Source organism: Bombella intestini (genome assembly GCF_002003665.1).
GTDB classification, from domain to species: Bacteria; Pseudomonadota; Alphaproteobacteria; order Acetobacterales; family Acetobacteraceae; genus Bombella; species Bombella intestini.
On the sequence record NZ_JATM01000001.1, the window covers coordinates 282,610 to 302,825 of the forward strand.

Consider the following 20,216-nt stretch of genomic DNA (forward strand, 5'->3'; position numbering starts at 1 on the left):
AGCAACTTCATGCCGCTTCTTGAAATGATGCGGCGGGAGCAGGGGGATGGGGGCTGCCTCATAAAGAGCATCGTCATCATCATCGCTTGACATGATGGCGTCTCCTTTCCCATATTTGCGGGTGTAACGGGTGAATTTTCCATTATCCCCCCGCCCGGCCTGTAGGTGGGTGTTGGTCACAATCCTTTGGGCCAAGGCCGTGTATGTGTCCTCAAGAAGTGTTGGAGCCCTCTGCCCGTTACGCCTTTTTCATAAAAGCTTCCAACGGATATGCCGTTGTAACCCGGTAATGGTCACCACTGTCCATGAGGTGGAGAGCTTCTCTCATATTTTCTTTGCCCCCGTTAAAAATGGACAAGTTTCGGCTGTAATGCCGGGGGCTTTGCCGATCCATATTGTGGTTCATCACAATATGGTGTGAGAAGTCCAAAGCGTCTTCAAAGCCCAAGTCTCTAATTTCTTGGCCGTGCGTGAACTCGATGTGCCGCCGTCCGTGCCCTTTGCCGTTTGGCTTTGAGGTCTTCTGACGGCCTTCTCGCAGGATGATCGGTACCAGTCTGGACGGATCATCAGGATGGGCAATCTCGCCCAGTACAAGGGTGCGTTTTATGGCCGCCTCCTGCCGTGTATCGTAACCACGCGGCCCTATGGCCCAACTAACTGCCTCCATAGGCCGGGCGGTTGGCATCATCCACATTACCTCAGAGAGGCAGTTGCACGAGCTGAAGGTTGTTTTCCTGAAAGGCGGCAATTTCATCGTAGAACACCCGGATTTCGCCCTCGGATGAGGCGTTTAGGCCGTTAGGGGTGATGCCGAACAGCTTGACGAGCACATGTAGTCATTGGGAATATTATTTAATGGATTTGCAGCTCTTACAATTTCGAACAAAAGTAGGGGGAGGGGTAATTAGGCCAGGCTTGGGCTTTCTCTGTTACGGGTAAGGAGAGGCTCGTGATGAGGTTAAGAGCGTAGGGACACCTTGGCCTCAATCTCATTAGAAAATAGGGAAAATTGTTGTTCTCAGCATATTGAATTATTTTCTCTTATAAGAAGCACATGAATCTGAAAAAGCTTCAACGAGCTAGATCGAAAATTATTTTTTAATTAATTGCAGTACTGCGTACCAGGTTACTTATTTTTCTTATATCTCGTACGAAACAACGTATCTAGCCAAGGTAAACTTATGGAGTAGTTATGCTCTTCGGTTCTATAATGATGGAGTAAATGATGGCGTTTCCAGATATTAAGAGGAAACATCTTCATATTGAAATTATGTGTAGCATAATGGATAGTATCATAAAGAACATATCCTGAGAAAAAACCCATAAAGAACGAACTTCCCAGAGAGAAGCCTGCCCCATAAACAGATATAGCCCATATTAGAAGTGCTATTGGTAGTGTAACTACTATAGGCATTAGGGTGCGATAGGGGTGGTTAGGTTGTATATGGTGATTGCCATGGAAAATATATACAAGCCTTTGAATGCTTTTCCTTTCACTTATGAAGTGGAATACAAATCTGTGTAAAACATACTCAGCAAAAAACCACAAAACAAATCCCGAGAATAAAAAGAGTATCTTTTTTCCCGGATTATCAAAGCTTTTATAATTTGCATAAAGAAGAACCACTTCAAAAAAGAAGCAATAAATCAGGAATTGTCTGAAAGATATTAAAGTAAAAGCCTCCATCCAATCTTTTTTAAAAATACGGACGGGGGGAGCCTTGCCTGATATTTTCTGGTGTGGAGCTGATGAGTTGGTTGGGTCAGAGACTCTGATCAGTCTGGAAGAAGATTCTGACATATATTAGGACAACCAAGGAATTAAAAAGAATATATCAACGCCACACCAGCATACACACTACGAGCCTCTTGTGAAAGGCTGATGATCTGCGAGCTAACTGCTCGGATTCATCGTGCCATGACCGCAATAGAGGCAGCTTGCCCGAACAGTGCGCCGATAATCATGTTGACTTTGAAGATGGAGTTTGTCGAGGCATCAGCAATAAGAATTGAATCGTGGTCCTTCATAGGAATTCTTTGAGCTAAGAAATACTGTGTTGGATTGAGCATATCAATCTCATAAACAACTGGTGCTGACTGCATGCCGACTTTCACGGGTACGCCAAGGCGTCTACAGACATCAGCATTTTCATAGCGGATGAGATAGACTGCATTCCCATCTGCTCGACTATCAGAGGGCCCTCCTATACGGGCAATAGCACCAGCTAGGCTCAGATTGGCCGTTCCGAACTGAATCTCATTACGCTGCTGGGTCTGCCCAACTGCCCCAAAGGCCGTAAAGGTCCGTGGCTGGTAAATAACGCGGATACGGTCACCCGGGTCTGCTCTGATATCTTCTTCAGGATGGTTTTCAAGAGTAGCTAGGTCTGTAACGCCAATCTTGTCTTTACGGACTAGCTCTACTTGAGAGTCTTTGGGGGGATATTTTGCACCGCCTGCAATAGCGATGACGTCAGATAGATGCTCATTAGCGAGTGAAAGGACAACACGGCCAGGATGTAGAATCTCACCAGAAACGATAACCGTATTCCCTATATCGTTTTGGATACGGACCATAACTTGCGGGTCTTGAGATTTATCCTTGAGGTGATCCTGAATGATGGTTGCTACCTGACTAGGGGTTTTCCCTAGAACATTCATGCGCCCCACATAAGGGACCATGATTGTGCCATCACCTTCGACCTGTGTAGGAGGTAGGTTCTGTGCTGAAATACGGGGAGCACCACCTACGGCACTTTCACCGCTTGAACTTGTTCCTGCGAGACTTCTATCTGATGACGAGAAAAGACCATTTCCTAGTTCAAAAATAGTGATCCCAAGAATGTCTCCCGCACCGATGTGATCATTCAGTGATGTTCGGAGTTGGTTCTTATCTAGCGTAGAAATTAGAGGACGGATTTCAGAGGAAAGAATGTCAGCAATCTCAGGTGTTACAGGAAGTAACTTGTAATCAAGAGCAGCTTTGTTTGCTGGTGATTTAGTGTAATGATGAACTTGTTTCTGCGTAGGGCTGGAGCGGGGCACCCAGCTACAACCAGCGAAAAACAGGGCTGTCAGTCCAACCGTGGCCTTGAGGAAAAACGTGGACGTTTTGGTGGTACGAGAGAACGTTTTTCTGTTTGAGGAGAAACGGAACATTTGGTCGCCCTGCTGGTGATCAGATCGAGAGAAGCTAATGTGTCATTATCTATTTTTTATAGGTAAGGCAAGCCTAGCTCAGCTATAGCCTTAGTGGAGGATTAGATAATGGAAGGTAGGCATTATGGAGCATTAGAAATGCGTCTAGGGAATGCCTGCATAAATAAAAAATAATTTTTCAATTCACTGTTTCTGGAAATTACTCATAAAAATCGAGAAACGCTTTTGATACTCTGTCTTGGAGAAGAAGTTTGCTCTTATACGTCCCTTTTGGGTTATCGTTTGGCGCTCTAATGGAGAAAGAGCATCGAGCTTTTGGATGTTTTGTACCAAGTCAGTAACGTCCATGGCATCACATAAAAAAGCTGCATTCCCGGCAATTTCTTCTGTCACCCCTCCGTAACCGGTAAGAACTGGGACATCTAAGGCCATGGCCTCAATAATAGGTAAGCCAAAGCCTTCGGCTAGACTAGGAAAGAGAAGAGCTTTTGCCTCTTTTAAGGCCCGAAGTAACGAGAACCGATCACACCATGGCAGGCGAATAACCTTACTGTGGGGATTTCTAGGTCTGCAGTCGGGTTTATCATCGCCATCAGGACCGATCAGCACGAGAGGCGTTTCTGTATTGCTAATAGCGTGAGCGTCTAACAGACGTTCAATATTTTTACGATGTTCAATTCTTCCATAAAATATGAAAGAGTTTTCAGGAACTATTTGAGGTGCTCGGAGAATGGCTTCTTTGGTGTGTTCATCAAAGTGAACGGGTTGATAGAGTGTTGTTATACGTTCAGGCTCTATATGAAACAGGGATAGCATTTGATGGCGCACTGTTTCAGAAACAGTAATGAAATGGACATGATTATTTATTAAATCTTGAATGAGACGATGAAACTTATTGGGGTTTATACGGGTCAAATGCGGTTGTGTAAGGGGGATCAAGTCATGAATAGTGACCAAGTTCACGCATCCCTCCATAAGTATGGGGAGAGGATACGTCCAATGCATGATGTTGGGAGGTGAGGTTGGACGTAATTTTAGGATATGGCCGCGATATCGGTAATGCACATGGGCTATTCGGTATAAGTCATGCACCAGGCGTGCTTCTCCCCACTCCGATGAAAAGGGGGAGCTAATGCGCGGTTGAGGATAGCATAGTGCTTTCAGGAAACGGATGAAACCAGACTGTAAAGGGCGGTCATTGGTATTCTCAAGGAGCCATGCCGTTTTAAAACCGGACTCTTGCAAGATGCGTTGATGGTTCAACGCATAATAGTGCACTCCTGTCCCATTCTTGCGTCCGACATTACGGCCATCAAGCCATACTTCTTGGGGGGGGAGAGGAGGAGTAGACGGCTTTTCTTTAAACATACGAGCTTATTTTTCCATACTGTCTTATAATTTTATGGTCATGCAGTGTTCTAAGGCGTTGTGGACGCTCTGAGGCCAGGATACGGGGGTCCATGTTTTGAGACGTTCCTTTTGGGCCTGCCAGAGTGGGCCATGTTGGCAAAAGTCATCTATTGCCTTTTCCCATTCTGGAGCATCTAGAGGATCGATGAAGAGGGGAATATCTTCACCGATTTCTCGCAGAACAGGAATATCTGAGCAGATACTTGGAACACTCAAACTCATGGCTTCGGTAAGCGGCAGGCCATACCCTTCTGTGAAACTAGGGAAGAGAAGACCGTTTGAATTCTGAAGAAGAGACGCCACATCTTCATCAGAAAGGGAGTTTTTCTCTATGACAACACTCTGTAACGCCGGAGCACGCTCTAGAAGGTCGAGAATGTTTTCATTTTCCCAGCCACGTTTTCCGACAAGGATGAGCCGTGGAACGGCATCTTTGCCACGTTCTTCTACTATTTTGCGCCATAAATGCAGTAGAAGCATATGGTTTTTACGTGGTTCAATTGTGCTTAAACATACAAAATAGGGGGTGTCATCTTTGGAAGAATAGTCATCTTTGCGATGTATGCTCTGATGGACACCATGCGGGATGGTCCAGATAGGGAGGTCGTGTCGGGTTGTAGATGTAAAGAGTGATTTCACAGAAATACCAACTTGGTCTGTTGGTACGATAATGGCATCAGCGAGTGCCATGACAGTTTTCATGCGTGCTTTGTGACGCATCATTTCCCGTGGGCGTGAATATTCGGGATATTCGATGGGAATAATATCATGAATCATTGGTATGAAATGTGCGTGTGTGCGCAACAAGAAACGCTTGATCGCCTTAATATTCATCAGATGATGGTGCGACACGAGCAGGTATATAGCTGTTCCTTTTATAACGGGAAATGTTGGTGGCAGGAATAAACGTGCTTTTAGTGCCCTAGAAATCTTGAGTGCTTTTGCAATATTACTTTTTTTCCCAAGATTCCACCCTGCCGCTAAAGCAGAGATGAATGGTAGAACGACCTTTTTGGGAAGAAAACCTATCCAACCCGGAAAAGCGAATGCAGCAAAATATGTATTATCTTTGTGGTGCGTTAGAAGATACTCTGCATAAGCAAGTTCAACGCGATCAATCCCCGTTGGAACAGTCTGCCCCGCTCGTGAGAGAAGGCGTGAGATATCCAAGATAAATGAAAAAGATTGTTCACTCATGATTATTTACGTTCTTCTGTGCGGAATAATTTTCTAGCCGAATGATGGTATTTCGTGTCAGTTTTTCTAACCCTTCTTCGGAGAAAAAACCTCCGGGGATGAGACATTGTTCAATCAACACGCGTCGGAATGCGGCAAAAACGACTGGATCGGGTGGTGGAGGTGAGTGCCAAAACTCTTCAAGCGAAGATTGTGCTGTCAGACCGGGTAAGTCGTAAATAGCGTCTCCAAGCGTAAGCACAGGTACATTACTGGCCAGAGCAAGCGTACCTGTAGTGCTATTTACAGTTACAACCCCTTGGGCATGCTTAACGAGTGTAGCGATATCGCCTAGCTCCATATAATCAACTCGGTTGCTGACACCATGCGTCGCTGCAAGGCGCTGGACCAATTTTCTCCAGTCTTGGACACCGTTATCCAACGGGTGTTCTTTTATAAGGAGGCGCATTTCTAGCGGAGCATGGCGGGCGAAGGAAACAAGCACCTCGGTTATAACTTCTGCTACACCGGAGTAGGGGGAATGCAGCCGCAGTTGTGCATCTGCATCAAGTTGGAGAGGCAGCAGCATATATGGCTTCGGCCCTTCAATCAGCCATTCTGTCAGTGCGTGGCTACGTTTGTGAGCCATTTTGCGGCGGCAGAGACGGCGTAACCATCCAACCCCTTCTTCTAACGGAGACCATGGTCTGTAATCTGCCCAGTGTGGGAAGCGCCATTTCAACAAGATGGTAGCGGCGTTGTAGGCAATGCCTTCCAGAGCACGGCGCCGGAAGGAGGAAGGAACAGACTTATGAGGGGCAATAGGTGCGAGTTGACTAGCGCGCTGATAATACCAGTCTGGGTCCTTGGGGAGAGTGGAGTTACCGTTAACTCCCCCGAGCTCTAGTGTAACCCAGTCTGGGCGTATATAGCCTTCTTCAAAAACATGAACAGCGATGCCCAGTTCACGACATATTAAGATGGCTTGACGATGGAGTTCCCGGCAGTCACCGAAAAGTAGAACGTCTGTAATTGCATGTTTGCGTAGGATGCTCTCAAAAAAGGCAGGCCATGTACCATAATTTTTTCTGAAGGCAATACCGCCACTTAAGCGCCAGAAAAGTTCATCGCCACCATTAAAATTGATCTTCCAGACATTATGGCCACGTTCCTTTAGAGCGCGACCGATATATCTAAAAAATGGCCCCATTAAGCCCTGGAGGAGAAGAAAATTACGCTTTTTTACTGGAGGGTTCTCTAACGAGGCGGGAATAAGCGTTCCCGTTTCTGTGAGTGCTGGGTCTTCAAAAAGGTGAGACGTGGTTTCCATGTTTTCTGTGTATTTTTTTGCATTGTCAGGCATGTGGTGTCCGATGTGATGCGATAAGACGAGTAAAATAATGACGTATCTTGCCCTGTTTCTGGCGTAGCTTCATGATGTATGTCGGTCGCCAGAAATCGGCATTGCCGAAACAGTCGATTAAGTCTTCTACCTCGCAATGTTGTTCTGTCTCTGGGTTGATGTAGAGCGGATACAGAATCAGAGTTATTGCTGCAAGTTCTACGATATCTCGTTTGCGTCCTCTGCGAGGTAGATCGGGCCCTAGATGTGTTGTTAGGCCCCAGCCTGCATAAAAAGGAGCACCGTAGGTTGTGACATTTTTATTGCGGATCAGGGCTTCAAAACCCATTAATGATGTCAGGGTATGGACCTCATCAATTTGTTCGAGAAGCTGGCTGATGCTCCCTCCGCGGTGTATGGCATTAGCGTAGGAGAGAATTGTCTCGTCTGAAAGATGTCCGGCTCTATGGCCAGCTTCTACGTCAGGATGGGGACGATAGATGATCCAAGCATTCGGGTTTAAACGGCGTACTTCCATAAGGAGAGCCAGATTGCTCGTTATGGCTCCACCACCCCTTACAACGGAAAGATCACCAGCGACCTGACCGGGAACGAGGATAATGGGACGACCATCATCTGGAAGAGGTATTTCAGTTTGTGGCGCAGAGTTGGAAGCGTATTTGGAAATATGGAGTTCTTTTATTGTAGCTATGAGGCTATTGGCTCGCTCTCGAGTATCTGGGGCAATGTCTGCCTCCCGTAACATATCCTCTAGGTCACTCGGGTGGGACGGGTCGACATAGGCGCCCTGACTGTCAAGAATGATGGAGCAAGGGGGTAGGAAGCCACTTCCTAAACCGAGTGAACGGATGAAGCCATCTTCCACGATAAAGAGAGGGACATTCATGGCGCGTGCCTGAGCCTGCAAAGCTGGCGTGAAACGATTGGCCCAGACAGCCAGGCCCTTGTTTTTTCTTCGAGCATAAAAGAGAGCACAGCGTGAAAACCAGAAAAAACGTGGTGATACGTCCTGTGCCAAGAAAGCCCGGATACGGTCGCGTTTCCACCATGTTATTCCGTAGCAGGCGGCAATCGGCTTGGCCGGTTTGGTTCCAGATGCAGAAAAAAAGCGCGACATGGGAAAATTAGAGGCCTTTTTATACCAAGGGCACGGCAGGGCTTGTAGCCTCTTATCAGGAAGTGTTTTTCTGTGAAAGGGAGAAGAGAGGCCATAAAAATTTATTGAATATTCATTTTGCCTACTTAGTCTTGTTTTTGAGGAATTCATAGCTGTGTTAAAAAAATATATAAGTCTATAAAAACTACTTGATTGAGTGTGGAGTTCTAGAGCCTGTAAATGTCATATTATATCGTAACATTATTGATAATGATCGTGGGGAGCTTCTTGATAGGGGAGGGAATTGATCTTTTTGTCCGGCCTTCTCGAGGTTTGAGGAAGCCAGGTTTCATTTTGTTACGTGCTCTGCCTATCATGATAGCTGGAAGTATTTTTTTGTGCTTGACAGGGGCTGTAGGTATCTCCTTGTTGCTCGTAGCGGTTTTGATGAGTGTCATGGTGACAGCATCGAATCTTAAAATGCGTCTTTTGAATGAACCTCTTGTTTTTACTGATTTTTCTCTGGTTGGTTCATTTTTTAAACACCCACGTTTTTATATTCAGGGTATCCCTTTATTTGTAAGATTTTTATCTATATTTGTTTTTATTATTTTGATTTTTCTTATTATACTAGCATCCTCACTTGACCTGAGAGGCAGGTTGGTTGGTATGTTAGGGGCTATTGCATCAGGTGGTCTTCTTTGGAGGTTGCTTGAAAGGGATAGCGATACTGAAGCGAGACAGCCCGCTCTATGGGCAGATATATATAATAATGGCCTTTTGCCAACGCTGTTACTCTATGTGGTGCGTTGCCGTAAGTTGTCCCCGTTGCCGGTGAAAGAGGCTGTGCCAAAGAGACCTGGAGCACCAGAGTCTGTCATCATCATCCAGTGTGAATCGTTTGCTGATCCTGCTGACCTGAGGAAAGAGTGGGCGTCTTTGCCTGCGCTTCTCCAGTACAAAAAAGAAGCTGTGCAATGGGGGCGGTTTTTACCCAGCGGGTTAGGGGCATACACGATGCGTAGTGAATATGGTGTCCTGTGTGGTGATGATGATGAGGCATTGTCTTATCGCCTTTTCGACCCATTTCTGACGGCAGATCAATCGCCTTCTCACGCATTGCCTAAGCGTTTAAGTAGGTTTTATGAAAAAGCGCTTTTTCTACACCCCTATGATTTACGGTTTTATGGACGTAACCGTCTGTTACCTCTATGGGGATTCACGGATATCATCGGCCGTGAGCGTTTTTCTGAGGGGGAGAGGGTTGGTCCTTATATAAGTGACCGTGCTCTAACGGCGGAGCTTTTGCGTTACCTTCAGCAGAATAATCATTTTCTGGCTTATTGCGTCACGATTGAAAATCATGGCCCTTGGAAGAAGGGACGATTGGGGCAGCCAAGCGGTGCGGACGCATGGCATAAGCACGTACAGAATGGCGATGCTATGCTGCGTGAGCTGGTTGAAGGTATCAAGGAAAGTGGTCGAGATGTGATGTTGGTCTTTTTTGGGGATCATAGACCTGCTCTGGAACCTCTGCCTGCTGTCGAAGGGTTGGAGAGGAGCACGCACTATGTGATTTTGCGCCCTAACGCAGCTGAAGTCACAGAGATAGCGGGTAATCCCGTTGATGTAACGCCAGCTGGGTTACATAAGAGCATCTTGAAACATATTGGTGGGTAGCAGATATAAAAAAGGCGGCTCATAGAGAGCCGCCTTTTCCTGTCATCAGGCAGGGATTACTTGGCTTTACCCTGGTTGGCGACAGCGGCTGCCTTGGCGGCGATTTCCTCAGCATTACCAAGATAGTAGTGCTTGACGGGCTTGAAGTTCTCATCGAACTCATACACCAGCGGCACACCTGTCGGAATGTTCAGGTTCAGGATTTCATCCTCTGTCATGTTGTCCAGATATTTCACCAGAGCACGCAGAGAATTGCCGTGAGCAGCAATAATGACCTTTTCGCCCTTCTTGATGCGCGGCAGAATGGTGTTTTCCCAATAGGGGATGACACGCTCAATAGTCAGGGCGAGGCTTTCCGTGACCGGCAGCTCGTCTGCGCTCAGAGCAGAGTAGCGAGGGTCATGGCCAGGGAAGCGTTCGTCGGAGCGCTCCAGAGCCGGCGGGGTTACAGCAAAGCCACGGCGCCACTGCTTCACCTGCTCGTCACCATATTTCTGGGCGGTTTCAGCTTTGTTAAGGCCCTGGAGAGCACCATAATGACGCTCGTTCAGACGCCAGTTCTTTTCAACCGGCAGCCATGCCTGATCCACACCATCCAGAATATTCCAGAGTGTATGAATGGCACGCTTCAGCACGGAGGTGTAAGCGTAATCGAAAGAATAGCCTTCCTTATGCAGCAACTGGCCGGCAGCCTTAGCTTCGCTGCGTCCTTTTTCCGAAAGGTCAACGTCATACCAACCAGTGAAGCGATTTTCCTGGTTCCACTGGCTTTCGCCGTGACGGACCAGAACAAGCTTTGTTACGGCCATGATGAACTCCTTAATGTATAAGGTTTTAGCAACAGGGGGAGATTGCGCCACTCCAGTCTGAACTGCAAGGGTTCAGACACACTTAACACCGTCTGTGAGAGCATATCCGTTATGAGGAATGCTAAAGCATGCAGAAAAGACCATCCATGGAAGGATGGTCTTTCTGGAAGGAATGTTATGCTCTCGTTCGTTGTTGCTCCTGTTCTTTGGTGTAGCGGCGTGCTTCTGGCGAGACTGTGAGTGTCATGGTTAGAACGGCTGATAGCAGATAGATGATGGCGAATGTCCAGATGACGTAAGACATCCCAACGCCAAAGATCATTTCACAGAGTGATACGATTGCAGGACCAACCCATGTTGAAGCTCCAGCACCCAAGCCGAGAATAGAGAGAGCCGCTGCTTTTTCTCGTGGGCAGATCTGCGGCATCAAACCGGAGAGAGGCACGAAGGCAGCGATAGAGGCACCGTAGAGTATGCCGACTATGGCGGCGGCAAAAAAGTTTCCGGGATACCAGAGGGGAATGTAATAAAAGAGGGGAATGGTTATGAAGCCCCCAACACCCCCAAAAGCGGCAACTACAAAGCGATAGCCAATCTTATCGGCCACCATACCGGATATCAGGTTAACAATAATGTTACTCAGAAAAATGAGTGACAGAAGATTGAGCCACTGTCCCAGCGTAAAGCCAAGATGATCGACAAAGAAGCCCGGCATAATAGCCAAGAAGGCATATTCCGAAGATGTGTCAACGGTACGCACGATACCTGCAATGAGGGTCTTGGGTTCCCGCCAGACAATGCTGATGGATCCAAGGAAAACCTGTCTGGCAGACACATCAGCGGGAAGAAGACGGCGTGTGCCGGTTGGCTCTTTCGTGAAAAGTAGTGCCGTCAATCCGCCAATGATGACTAGCCCCAGAGAGCACCAGAATGTGTTGATTTCACCAATGGCAGGGATGGCGAAACGAGCAAACTGGGAGCCAAGAGTAGGCAGGCCTGCAGAGAAGGAAAACCAGAACCATCCTGCTGCTGCGCCAAGCATGGATGTAGGGGTTGCTGCTGCGATCCAGACCAGAAAGCTGTAAGCAAATAAGGGATAGGCAAACCCACGCAAAGCGTAGAAAGTGAGAATCCACGTGCTGTTGTTGGGAGTTAGTCCAAATATGAGGAAGCCAGCCTCTAGAACGGCCCAAAGAATCAGCCCGATCCACATAACCTTTTTAGGTCCCATGAGGTCTGATAATGGGCCGGCAAACCACGCTGCAATCATCACGGTAATACCGTAAAAGGTGAACAGCTCATTGACGAAACTTTGAGGATGACCGGTATGTAGCATAAAGGTATCAAGGTACCCGGCCTCAACACCATCCCCAACCATGAAGAGAAGTTGCCCGATAAAGGCCCAGAACAAGGCAGAGGGTATGCCTATTTTCTCAACAGGGTGTTTTTTTATGTCTGGTTGTTCTGTCATAAATTCTCTCCATTTACTGATAGAGGAAGAAGAAAGGCCGGTGTTTCGACCATTCATCTTCCATAGATGACTGACTGACCTTACGAGAGTGCTCAGGTCGTTAAATGATCGTCCGTACAGTGAGCGTTGTTATTGCTGGTCTTGGAATAAGAAACCAGTACGCTTATCTGCACGAAGAAGTATGATACGCATATCATAAAGGTAATTTTTTTTCAATTTTGTGGCATATGCGATTTTTTATGCTTCATATCCAGCATATTATATGAAGCGCAATTGTTTTTCTGAGACCTATTTATGAATCGCTTTTCTTTTTCAGTAAGATAGGATTTTTTCGCATGTTGTTTCGATCTCATTCTGAAATGTGAAAGCAGAACCTATGAAATTTTTAGTTGCGAAAGAATGTCATTATCATTAGCGTCTCAATAAGAGCCAAATGAGGGATGGGGTTCAGATGATTATATGCTCGTGCAACGGTTTGTCTGACAGGGATGTGCAGGCTGCCATTCAGGCCGGGATCATGAAGGTTTCTGAGGTCTATTCAGCACGCCAGTGTCAGGTGAAGTGCGGGAACTGTGTAAAGGGCGTTGCCTGTCTTTTAAAAGAGGCTCGGCGGAAGCACTGTCCTTGCCCGACAACAGTTGCGATTGAGCAGAATATGGCGGCGCAGGCTGTTAATAATGATGAGATCGAACAAAAAAAAGAAGCCTTCCTGTGAGGGAAGGCTCCTTCTTATAAGGTCAGTTTCTGACAGTTATCAGTGACCGTTGTTCTGGTCGGCGCTGTCAGAGTTCAGCGTGATGTAGCGTTCCAGGCCAACCTGCTTGATGAGGTCTAGCTGTGTATCGATGAAGTCTTCATGAGATTCTTCATCTGCAAGGATACGGAACAGCAGGTCGCGTGACACGAAGTCGCGGACGCTTTCGCAGTAGGCGATGCCTTCACGCAGGTTTTCCAGAGCCAGAGCTTCGACCTTTAGGTCGCACTCCAGAATTTCCTTAACATTTTCACCAATCTGAAGCGGATTCAGATGCTGGAGGTTCGGCAGGCCGCCCAGGAAAAGGATGCGTTCGATCAGCCAGTCGGCATGACGCATTTCCTCAATGGACTCCTCATACTCTTTCTTACCAAGCTTGGTAACGCCCCAGTGGTTCAGGGTACGGGAGTGGAGGAAGTACTGGTTGATTGCTGTCAGCTCATTGGCGAGCTGTGCGTTGAGATATTCAATTACCTTTGGGTCTTTCGCAGCCATTGGGCTCTCCATCATGTTATGTATGAACTGTTGGATCGTATCCGACGGCCGATGTTTAGTTTTTAATAGGATGGAATGCAATAAAAAAATATATTTTTCATGTATTCGTATTTGATAATCATTATCATCGAGTTTTATTGAAAAGGATTATCAAATTCATTTTGGAGATATTGTTCTATTTCTTAGGTGTTACGGTTGTTTTTGGAAATCTTATTACGATGATAGGTTTTCCCTGCTTAATAAAGGTATCGGCAGGAGGAGGGGTGCTTTACCGGACTCTTATTGTTTGATATTCATGGAACATAACTTTGGAAAGGGATAAGGGTTATGGATCTTTCACATACTCTGAGAACACGATACGCTACTAAGGCATATGATGCCACACGTCGTATTCCTGAAGAAACAGTAAAGCAGCTTCTGGAAGCTTTGCGTTACAGCCCGTCTTCCGTTAACGCTCAGCCTTGGCACTTTATTGTGGCTGATGATGAGGCTGGCAAACAGCGTTTGGCTAAAGCAACGCCTGCTGATAGCGAGGTTATTTATAACCGGAAGAAAATTATTGAGGCCTCTCACGTTATTCTACTCTGCTCACGGGATGAGCTGCCGAAGTCTTACCTGACAGAGGTTCTGAATAAAGAAGAGCAGGATGGTCGGTATGACACACAGGCCGATCGTGAGTGGCTAGAGGCTGCTCGTGCGGGTTACGTCCAGCAGCATGTTAAGGCAGGCGATGTTGCCTTCTGGAATCAGAAACAGGTGTATCTGGCGCAGGGCTTCCTTCTCTTATCGGCTGGTTTGTTGGGGGTTGACGCAACCCCAATTGAAGGTTTCTACCCGGATATCCTTGTTGAGGAGTTTGGTTTGCAAGAGAAAGGCTTGACGCCTCAGGTGATTGTATCTCTCGGTTATCATGCGGAGCAGGATAATAATGCAAAACGTCCTAAATCTCGTCTCTCTCCGGATGTAGTTTTCTCAAAGGCTTAAGAAAAAATCATACCAGAGGGAGATCTTTCTCTCTCTGGTATTTTATTGGAAAAACGATTATTTTTTATAATGCAAATAAGTGTTTCTATGTGTTTATCAATTAAATTCGCTCAAACATCCTATAATGTTCAGGTTTTTCATCTTTGCTAGCGTTTCCTGAGTGTTGCATGTAGCGAACTTGCAGAGAAAATTTTCCCTTGGTAAAACCGCGGGATAAAATGGCCGCTAAAAATGTTAGGAAGCTGACGGTGAAGGAAACATTCTCAGAAAATATAGGGCATGTACCTGCGACTGCTCCCTATGGTGAACAGAATAGCTCTAAATCTGAGGTGTACAGCCCTGAGAAGAATACTCCTGTTAGCTTTCTACGAAAGGTTGGCTTGAGCATCATCGGGTGGTTGCGTCGACAGTGGGTATTCTCGGTTGTCGTTTTGTTACCGACCTTGATGATGGCCATATATCTTTGCTTCATTGCAGCGCCTCAATACGTGTCAGAGACGCATTTTCTTGTGCGTGGTAAAGCTCCTGGTAGTGGTTCCCTCGGTGGGCTCGGTAGTCTGCTGGAGTCTAGTCATGGGGGAAGTCAGGACACATATGCTGTGCAAGATTATATGATGTCTCGAGATGCTTTAAGATTGTTAATTCATGAGGTAGATATAAAGAGCATCTTTAATCGTCCATATGCTGATTTCGTAGCGCGTTTCCCGTCTCTTTTTACAAGAAGTGATTTTGAAAGTTTCTATGATTTCTATTTAGGGCACGTGAAAGCACGTATTGATGAAGAGACAGGTATTTCTCATCTAAGGGTACGTACTTTTTCTGCTGAAGATTCTCAGCGTATTGCCCAAACTTTGTTGGGAGCCGCTGAAAAACTGGTAAATGAAATGAATGATAGGCAGCGTTATAATACGTTGCATGCAGCTCAAGTTGAGCTGGATACAAGCTTGAAAGAGCTTCATGATACTGAATTGCAGTTAGCTGCTTATCGGTACACAAACGCTACGATTGACCCAATGAAGCAAGCCATTCCTATGGTGGGGGCTACTTTATCGCTTGAGACAACACTGTCTATGCTGGAGGCTGAAAAGAAGCAGCTTGATATGACGGCTCCTAATAGCCCTTTACGTAAGGTCTACAGCCAACGTATTGCATCTATTCAAGCGCAAGTGCAGCAAATGCAATCCCATATAACGGGGAAGAAGGGGACATCAGGTTCTTTAGTTCCTAAGCTTCTGAACTATGATGAGTTGGCTGTGAAACGTAGCATTATCGAGAAGAAGCTTGCTGCTGAGGCAACGGCTTTGGAAATGGCTAAGGCTCAGGCTGATAGGCAGATGCTTTATGTTACAGTTGTTGCCCAGCCGAGTTTGCCTGATTACGCTGAATATCCGCGCAATTTAATCTTTCTGCTGATAACGTTCCTGACCTGTCTGACTGTATATGCTACAGGTTCGCTTCTTGTTTCTGGGGCGCGTGAACATGCCCTCCAGTAATCAGCGGGTATCAAGGCATGGTCGGCGAAGTGCCGCACGGCACGTTACGCCGACGTTGCGTCAGGCTTTTGCTACGCAATGGCGTGTTATTTATGCGCTTATGATGCGTGAAATACATACACGTTATGGTCGTGAGAATATTGGTTTCTTATGGGTTATTGGTGAGCCAATTCTTTTCTGCGCAGGTGTTGCGATAGTGTGGACGGCTATTCGACCTTCACATGAACATGGCCTGCAGATGACGGCAATGATTGTTACAGGATATGTGCCATTGACAATGTGGCGACATGTCGTAATGCGCTCTGTTAAGGCATATGAGGTGAACTCAAGTTTGTTGTTTCATCAATTGGTTACACCTTTTGATATTAACGTAGCACGATCTACACTTGAAATATTTGGAACTATTCTTGCTGGAGCTTTAGTGTTTTTTGGTTCTGAAATTCTAGGTTATATGCCTGCTCCTCAGAATTGGTGGTTGGTTTATGTGGGCGTATTTTTTTTAGTGTATTTTTGTTATGGGTTCGCATTAATTGTTGCTGCGTTAAGTGAACTTTCTGAGTTGTTGGAAAAAGCAGTAGGTATTCTCACATATGTGTCTTTGCCCTTAACTGGGGCCTTTGCGATGACGGAATGGATTCCTGCACGTTATCAATTTATTCTTGAATATTCACCATTGGCAAATTGCATAGAAATGATTCGTTCTGGTGAATTTGGAATAGCTGTTGTTCCACATTATTCCATTTTGTTTCTTCTCGCTTCTTGTACGCTGCAGTTTTTAGTGGGTCTGTATATGACTCAGCGGATAAGACCACATATCAAGATTTCATAAGGTAGATGGTATGGAACGCAGTGTTAGATGTATTGGTCTCAGTAAGAGCTTTCATGTTGGGAAAGAGAGACGTCTTATTTTAGACCGTATTAATTTGGATGTGAAAGAAGGTGATAAACTAGGTTTACTTGGAAGAAATGGTGCTGGTAAGTCTACTCTTATTAAGTTGATTGGTGGAGTAGAGCAGCCTACCGCAGGAAAAATTGTCAAGGGAATGACGGTTTCGTGGCCTTTAGCATTTGGAGGGGCTTTCCAAGGAAGTCTCTCTGGACACGATAATTTGCGTTTTATATGTCGTGTTTACGATTTGGACTATAAGGAAACATTAGATTACGTTGAAGGGTTTGCTCAACTAGGGAAGCAGTTCTACGATCCTGTAAAAACATACTCATCGGGTATGCATGCTAGGCTTGCTTTTGCTTTGTCGTTAGCAATTGAGTTTGATTGTTATTTGATTGATGAAGTTATTATGGTGGGGGATGCACGTTTTACTAAGAGGTGCGAGGATGAGTTGTTTAACAAACGATCCGATAGAACTCTCTTAATTGTTTCTCACAATATGGACTTTATTAGGTCTACCTGTAATAGGACAGTTTTGATTCACCAGAGGAAAATACATGAATGTTTTTCTGTAGATGAAGGGATAGACAGGTATCATGAGCTATGATTGCTAAGGTCTAGAAAACTTAAGGTTGATTCTTTAAAAGAGCTACAATACCTTACCTAAGGAATACAATGAGGGTCGTATGAAGCGTATTATAATAGATCTGGATAATACAATAACACTTCACAAGTCAGAGGCGGATTATTCAAAAAAGAAGCCCAATTTAAAAGTCATTATGCGTTTGCGTGAATATAAGGCACAGGGGTTTGGTATTGCTATCCATACCTCTCGTAATATGAAAACATACGAAGGGGATGTTGGGAAAATTAATGTACATACCTTGCCCTCCATTATTGCTTGGCTTGATCAACACGAAGTGCCATACGATGAAATCTATGTTGGTAAACCGTGGTGTGGTAGTGAGGGGTTTTATGTTGATGATCGAGCTGTACGACCATCTGAATTTGCAGAATTATCAATGGAAGAGCTTCTTTTAATATTAGATAAGGAAAAGTAAAAAAGATGTCTTCTTTGAATTTGATAATGTCCGGAGCTTATGTCGGGCAAGAGCTAGCAGCCGAATTCGGTATGATTCCGCCAGCATTTCTGCCGGTCGGTGTCGGGCGTCTATATGACCTGCAAATTGAATTATTTAAGAAAACTCTTGGTGAAAAGGAGAGTATTTACTTAACGCTTCCTGAATCTTTTGAGTTGTCGCAATACGATAAAGATGCGCTTAGGGAAAAGAATGTCTCATTACTTCTTGTCCCGGATGATAAAACACTGGGCGAGGCTATTATCTATGCCATTAATATGTTGGCGAGTGGACCTGTATCTGTCCGGGTTTTAAACGGCGACACGATGTTTGAGAAGTTGCCTGTTGAAACTGATTGTGTTGTTACACATGAAGATTCAGATGATTATTCATGGGCAGTCGTAAAGCATCGTAATTTTTTCGTAGAAAATTTTTCTCAAATCAAACCCTCTTCTGAAGAGGCGGTAGTTTCTCCTGTTGCTTGTGGTTTTTTTAGTTTCTCAAGCTCAATTTCATTAATAAGAAGCCTTGTTATCGCAAAGTATAACTTTGTTGATGCGCTGAATATATATAATAATATTTTCAAAATGAAAGTATTACCCGTAGATTTTTGGTATGATTTTGGGCATTTGCAGAATTATTTCCATTCGCGTCGTTTAGTAACGACCGCTAGGTCATTTAATTCTATGCAGATCACTAAATATACCGTCAAAAAGTCATCTTCTGATCATTTCAAGATGGCGGCTGAAGCAAATTGGTTGAAGAGTATTCCTGAGGCTATTCAGCCTTATGGGGTAAGAATTTTCAATAGTGGAATATCAGAAGATAAGTCGAAAAGTTATTATTCCACGGACTATCAATATGCACCCAACCTAGCGGAACTTTTTGTATTCTCTAGGGTCGGGCGCTTAACATGGAATAAAATATTAAACTCCTGTGCCGATTTCCTTCAGGCCGCTTCTTTATATAAGGGAAGTATGCCGCGTGACAGCTATCTCTCTAATTTAGTACATAATAAAACAAATGATCGTATAAACGCTTATGCGAATGATGTTGGTTTTGATCTTGACCATCCTTTATCCCTAAATGGGGAAAAATTTCCCTCTATGAGGGAAATTGTGCGGCGCTTACAGGGTTATGTAAAAGATGATCCTACGCAGTTTTCTACTGTAATGCATGGTGATTTTTGCTTTAGCAACATATTATATAATTCTAGGACACAAAGAATATCCGTAATAGATCCTAGAGGATATGTTTTTCCTAATCGAGCTGAAATATATGGTGATATAAGGTACGATATTGCCAAACTTTCACATTCTATCATAGGTTTTTACGACTTAATTGTAGCTGGCCGTTATTCATTGAGTAGTCAGTCACCTTATGAGATGACTCTTGAGTTTGAGTGTGTGCCACTGCGTTCTTGGTTGAAAAGAAAATTTTCCAGATTGAAGATAGCCGGTGTGGCGACTAATAGCAAAGAGATCCAGGCAATCACGGCACTTTTGTTTGTGTCGATGTTACCTCTACATGCTGATCGTCCAGATAGGCAGAGGGCATTTGTTGCAAATGCGGTGAGGCTTTATTCTAAGATAGAGGAGGGTGTTTAATGATTGTTATTCCTATGGCTGGCCTCTCAAGCCGCTTTACGAAGGCAGGTTACGCTAAACCCAAATATATGCTTCCGCTGGCTGGGAAGACTGTTTTTTGGCATTCTCTCATGAGTTTTGTTCGTTATTTTGAAAGTGAGAGATTTCTTTTTATTGCGCGTGATGTGCAGGATACAGCACGTTTTTTAGCGAATGAAATTAAAGAGTTAGGTATCAAAAACTATGAGATCGTTCTTTTAGACCAAGCTACTTCTGGTCAAGCTGAAACTGTGGAGCTTGGCTTGGAAAGAGCTGAAGTGCCAATGGCTGAATCTTTGACTATTTTTAATATTGATAGTTTTCGTAAGAATTTTTCCTATCCGAATACGGAGTGGTTTTTGAAGTGTTCAGGGTATTTGGAAGTATTTAAGGGAGAGGGGAATAATTGGTCTTACGTTGAGCCTATGCCTGATGCTAATGGCCCTTTTGTAAAGCGTACTACTGAAAAAGATCCTATTTCAGATCTTTGTTCGAATGGTTTGTATTATTTTGCGCAGACTAAATATTTTCTGGAGGCATTAGCTTTGGAACGAGAAAACTTTTCTTCTAACGAGCTGTATATTGCTCCATTGTATAATCATCTTCTCGAAAAAAAAATGCTTGTTAATTACCATTTAATTGAGGATAGTGAGACAATTTTTTGTGGCGTACCATCAGAGTATGAATTTTTACTTTCTGAGGGCTTATAATCATGCTGGGGAGGGGGAAT

The 20,216-nt window shown here is 44.9% G+C and carries 20 protein-coding genes; 9 read left to right on the forward strand and 11 right to left on the reverse strand.

Annotated elements, in window-relative coordinates; all coding sequences use genetic code 11:
- Positions 1 to 238 precede the first annotated feature (238 nt).
- The 8 genes from AL01_RS01335 to AL01_RS01370 form a co-directional block, all read right to left on the reverse strand.
- The gene (locus tag AL01_RS01335) at positions 239 to 691 is read right to left on the reverse strand and encodes a hypothetical protein (RefSeq protein WP_077395473.1); all 453 of its coding nucleotides are present in this window, start codon (positions 689 to 691) and stop codon (positions 239 to 241) included.
- A 10-nt stretch (positions 692 to 701) separates the two neighbouring features.
- Positions 702 to 833 (reverse strand): anti-CBASS protein Acb1 family protein, encoded by a 132-nt coding sequence (locus AL01_RS01340; protein WP_241502645.1) that lies wholly within the window; start codon positions 831 to 833, stop codon positions 702 to 704.
- Positions 834 to 1,129: 296 nt separating this feature from the next.
- Positions 1,130 to 1,804 (reverse strand): sterol desaturase family protein, encoded by a 675-nt coding sequence (locus AL01_RS09525; RefSeq protein ID WP_077395474.1) that lies wholly within the window; start codon positions 1,802 to 1,804, stop codon positions 1,130 to 1,132.
- Between the two features lie 107 nt (positions 1,805 to 1,911).
- A complete protein-coding gene (locus AL01_RS01350; RefSeq protein ID WP_077395475.1) occupies positions 1,912 to 3,162 on the reverse strand; it encodes a polysaccharide biosynthesis/export family protein in 1,251 nt (416 codons plus the stop codon).
- Positions 3,163 to 3,345: 183 nt separating this feature from the next.
- Positions 3,346 to 4,530: a glycosyltransferase family 4 protein gene (locus AL01_RS01355; protein ID WP_077395476.1), complete on the reverse strand. Its 1,185-nt coding sequence runs from the start codon at positions 4,528 to 4,530 to the stop codon at positions 3,346 to 3,348.
- Between the two features lie 24 nt (positions 4,531 to 4,554).
- On the reverse strand, positions 4,555 to 5,769 hold the full coding sequence (locus AL01_RS01360) for a glycosyltransferase family 4 protein (protein ID WP_077395477.1): 1,215 nt from the start codon (positions 5,767 to 5,769) through the stop codon (positions 4,555 to 4,557).
- Positions 5,762 to 7,111 carry a capsule biosynthesis protein gene (locus AL01_RS01365; protein WP_241502646.1) on the reverse strand — a complete coding sequence of 450 codons (1,350 nt, stop codon included), beginning with the start codon at positions 7,109 to 7,111 and terminating at the stop codon, positions 5,762 to 5,764. Before AL01_RS01365 ends, AL01_RS01360 begins: the two co-directional genes overlap by 8 nt.
- Positions 7,104 to 8,378, reverse strand: coding sequence for a capsular polysaccharide export protein, LipB/KpsS family (locus tag AL01_RS01370; RefSeq protein WP_077395478.1), 1,275 nt, complete (start codon positions 8,376 to 8,378; stop codon positions 7,104 to 7,106). Before AL01_RS01370 ends, AL01_RS01365 begins: the two co-directional genes overlap by 8 nt.
- A gap of 285 nt (positions 8,379 to 8,663) precedes the next feature.
- On the opposite strand from AL01_RS01370, the gene AL01_RS01375 reads away from it, so the two are divergent.
- Positions 8,664 to 9,887, forward strand: coding sequence for an LTA synthase family protein (locus AL01_RS01375; RefSeq protein ID WP_158075910.1), 1,224 nt, complete (start codon positions 8,664 to 8,666; stop codon positions 9,885 to 9,887).
- A 56-nt stretch (positions 9,888 to 9,943) separates the two neighbouring features.
- Here the strand turns inward: AL01_RS01375 and gpmA are convergent, their stop codons facing one another.
- Complete coding sequence (gpmA, locus tag AL01_RS01380; RefSeq protein ID WP_077395480.1) at positions 9,944 to 10,696, reverse strand: 2,3-diphosphoglycerate-dependent phosphoglycerate mutase; 753 nt, start codon at positions 10,694 to 10,696, stop codon at positions 9,944 to 9,946.
- Between the two features lie 175 nt (positions 10,697 to 10,871).
- Positions 10,872 to 12,167 carry an MFS transporter gene (locus AL01_RS01385; RefSeq protein ID WP_077395481.1) on the reverse strand — a complete coding sequence of 432 codons (1,296 nt, stop codon included), beginning with the start codon at positions 12,165 to 12,167 and terminating at the stop codon, positions 10,872 to 10,874.
- Positions 12,168 to 12,618: 451 nt separating this feature from the next.
- Here AL01_RS01385 and AL01_RS01390 point away from each other — a divergent pair, with 451 nt between their 5' ends.
- Entirely contained in the window at positions 12,619 to 12,882 is a 264-nt protein-coding gene (locus AL01_RS01390) for a (2Fe-2S)-binding protein (protein WP_241502647.1), read from the forward strand.
- 39 nt (positions 12,883 to 12,921) lie between these two features.
- On the opposite strand, the gene bfr is transcribed toward AL01_RS01390, so the two are convergent.
- Positions 12,922 to 13,416, reverse strand: coding sequence for a bacterioferritin (gene bfr, locus AL01_RS01395; protein ID WP_077395483.1), 495 nt, complete (start codon positions 13,414 to 13,416; stop codon positions 12,922 to 12,924).
- A 327-nt stretch (positions 13,417 to 13,743) separates the two neighbouring features.
- On the opposite strand from bfr, the gene nfsB reads away from it, so the two are divergent.
- The 7 genes from nfsB (at position 13,744) to AL01_RS01430 (ending at position 20,196) form a co-directional block, all read left to right on the forward strand.
- On the forward strand, positions 13,744 to 14,400 hold the full coding sequence (nfsB, locus tag AL01_RS01400) for an oxygen-insensitive NAD(P)H nitroreductase (protein WP_077395484.1): 657 nt from the start codon (positions 13,744 to 13,746) through the stop codon (positions 14,398 to 14,400).
- 218 nt (positions 14,401 to 14,618) lie between these two features.
- A complete protein-coding gene (locus AL01_RS01405) occupies positions 14,619 to 15,893 on the forward strand; it encodes a hypothetical protein (protein WP_077395485.1) in 1,275 nt (424 codons plus the stop codon).
- Entirely contained in the window at positions 15,880 to 16,722 is an 843-nt protein-coding gene (locus tag AL01_RS01410) for an ABC transporter permease (RefSeq protein ID WP_077395486.1), read from the forward strand. The genes AL01_RS01405 and AL01_RS01410 overlap by 14 nt, the downstream gene beginning before the upstream one ends.
- Before the next feature lie 10 nt (positions 16,723 to 16,732).
- Positions 16,733 to 17,389, forward strand: coding sequence for an ABC transporter ATP-binding protein (locus AL01_RS01415; RefSeq protein WP_077395487.1), 657 nt, complete (start codon positions 16,733 to 16,735; stop codon positions 17,387 to 17,389).
- 79 nt (positions 17,390 to 17,468) lie between these two features.
- Positions 17,469 to 17,843, forward strand: a complete 375-nt coding sequence (locus AL01_RS01420) for an HAD family hydrolase (protein WP_077395488.1) — start codon at positions 17,469 to 17,471, stop codon at positions 17,841 to 17,843.
- A 5-nt stretch (positions 17,844 to 17,848) separates the two neighbouring features.
- Positions 17,849 to 19,468 (forward strand): capsular biosynthesis protein, encoded by a 1,620-nt coding sequence (locus tag AL01_RS01425; protein WP_077395489.1) that lies wholly within the window; start codon positions 17,849 to 17,851, stop codon positions 19,466 to 19,468.
- Complete coding sequence (locus AL01_RS01430) at positions 19,468 to 20,196, forward strand: glycosyltransferase family 2 protein (protein WP_077395490.1); 729 nt, start codon at positions 19,468 to 19,470, stop codon at positions 20,194 to 20,196. The genes AL01_RS01425 and AL01_RS01430 overlap by 1 nt, the downstream gene beginning before the upstream one ends.
- The last annotated feature ends 20 nt before the right edge of the window (positions 20,197 to 20,216 follow it).

Excerpts from the sequence above, each read along its gene's own strand:
- AL01_RS01335 (WP_077395473.1), bottom strand. The coding sequence starts at position 691 with ATGATGCCAACCGCCCGGCCTATGGAGGCAGTTAGTTGGGCCATAGGG.
- AL01_RS09525 (WP_077395474.1), bottom strand. The coding sequence starts at position 1,804 with ATGTCAGAATCTTCTTCCAGACTGATCAGAGTCTCTGACCCAACCAAC.
- AL01_RS01350 (WP_077395475.1), bottom strand. The coding sequence starts at position 3,162 with ATGTTCCGTTTCTCCTCAAACAGAAAAACGTTCTCTCGTACCACCAAA.
- AL01_RS01355 (WP_077395476.1), bottom strand. The coding sequence starts at position 4,530 with ATGTTTAAAGAAAAGCCGTCTACTCCTCCTCTCCCCCCCCAAGAAGTA.
- AL01_RS01360 (WP_077395477.1), bottom strand. The coding sequence starts at position 5,769 with ATGAGTGAACAATCTTTTTCATTTATCTTGGATATCTCACGCCTTCTC.
- AL01_RS01365 (WP_241502646.1), bottom strand. The coding sequence starts at position 7,111 with ATGCCTGACAATGCAAAAAAATACACAGAAAACATGGAAACCACGTCT.
- AL01_RS01370 (WP_077395478.1), bottom strand. The coding sequence starts at position 8,378 with ATGAATTCCTCAAAAACAAGACTAAGTAGGCAAAATGAATATTCAATA.
- AL01_RS01375 (WP_158075910.1), top strand. The coding sequence starts at position 8,664 with ATGGTGACAGCATCGAATCTTAAAATGCGTCTTTTGAATGAACCTCTT.
- gpmA (WP_077395480.1), bottom strand. The coding sequence starts at position 10,696 with ATGGCCGTAACAAAGCTTGTTCTGGTCCGTCACGGCGAAAGCCAGTGG.
- AL01_RS01385 (WP_077395481.1), bottom strand. The coding sequence starts at position 12,167 with ATGACAGAACAACCAGACATAAAAAAACACCCTGTTGAGAAAATAGGC.
- AL01_RS01390 (WP_241502647.1), top strand. The coding sequence starts at position 12,619 with ATGATTATATGCTCGTGCAACGGTTTGTCTGACAGGGATGTGCAGGCT.
- bfr (WP_077395483.1), bottom strand. The coding sequence starts at position 13,416 with ATGGCTGCGAAAGACCCAAAGGTAATTGAATATCTCAACGCACAGCTC.
- nfsB (WP_077395484.1), top strand. The coding sequence starts at position 13,744 with ATGGATCTTTCACATACTCTGAGAACACGATACGCTACTAAGGCATAT.
- AL01_RS01405 (WP_077395485.1), top strand. The coding sequence starts at position 14,619 with ATGGCCGCTAAAAATGTTAGGAAGCTGACGGTGAAGGAAACATTCTCA.
- AL01_RS01410 (WP_077395486.1), top strand. The coding sequence starts at position 15,880 with ATGCCCTCCAGTAATCAGCGGGTATCAAGGCATGGTCGGCGAAGTGCC.
- AL01_RS01415 (WP_077395487.1), top strand. The coding sequence starts at position 16,733 with ATGGAACGCAGTGTTAGATGTATTGGTCTCAGTAAGAGCTTTCATGTT.
- AL01_RS01420 (WP_077395488.1), top strand. The coding sequence starts at position 17,469 with ATGAAGCGTATTATAATAGATCTGGATAATACAATAACACTTCACAAG.
- AL01_RS01425 (WP_077395489.1), top strand. The coding sequence starts at position 17,849 with ATGTCTTCTTTGAATTTGATAATGTCCGGAGCTTATGTCGGGCAAGAG.
- AL01_RS01430 (WP_077395490.1), top strand. The coding sequence starts at position 19,468 with ATGATTGTTATTCCTATGGCTGGCCTCTCAAGCCGCTTTACGAAGGCA.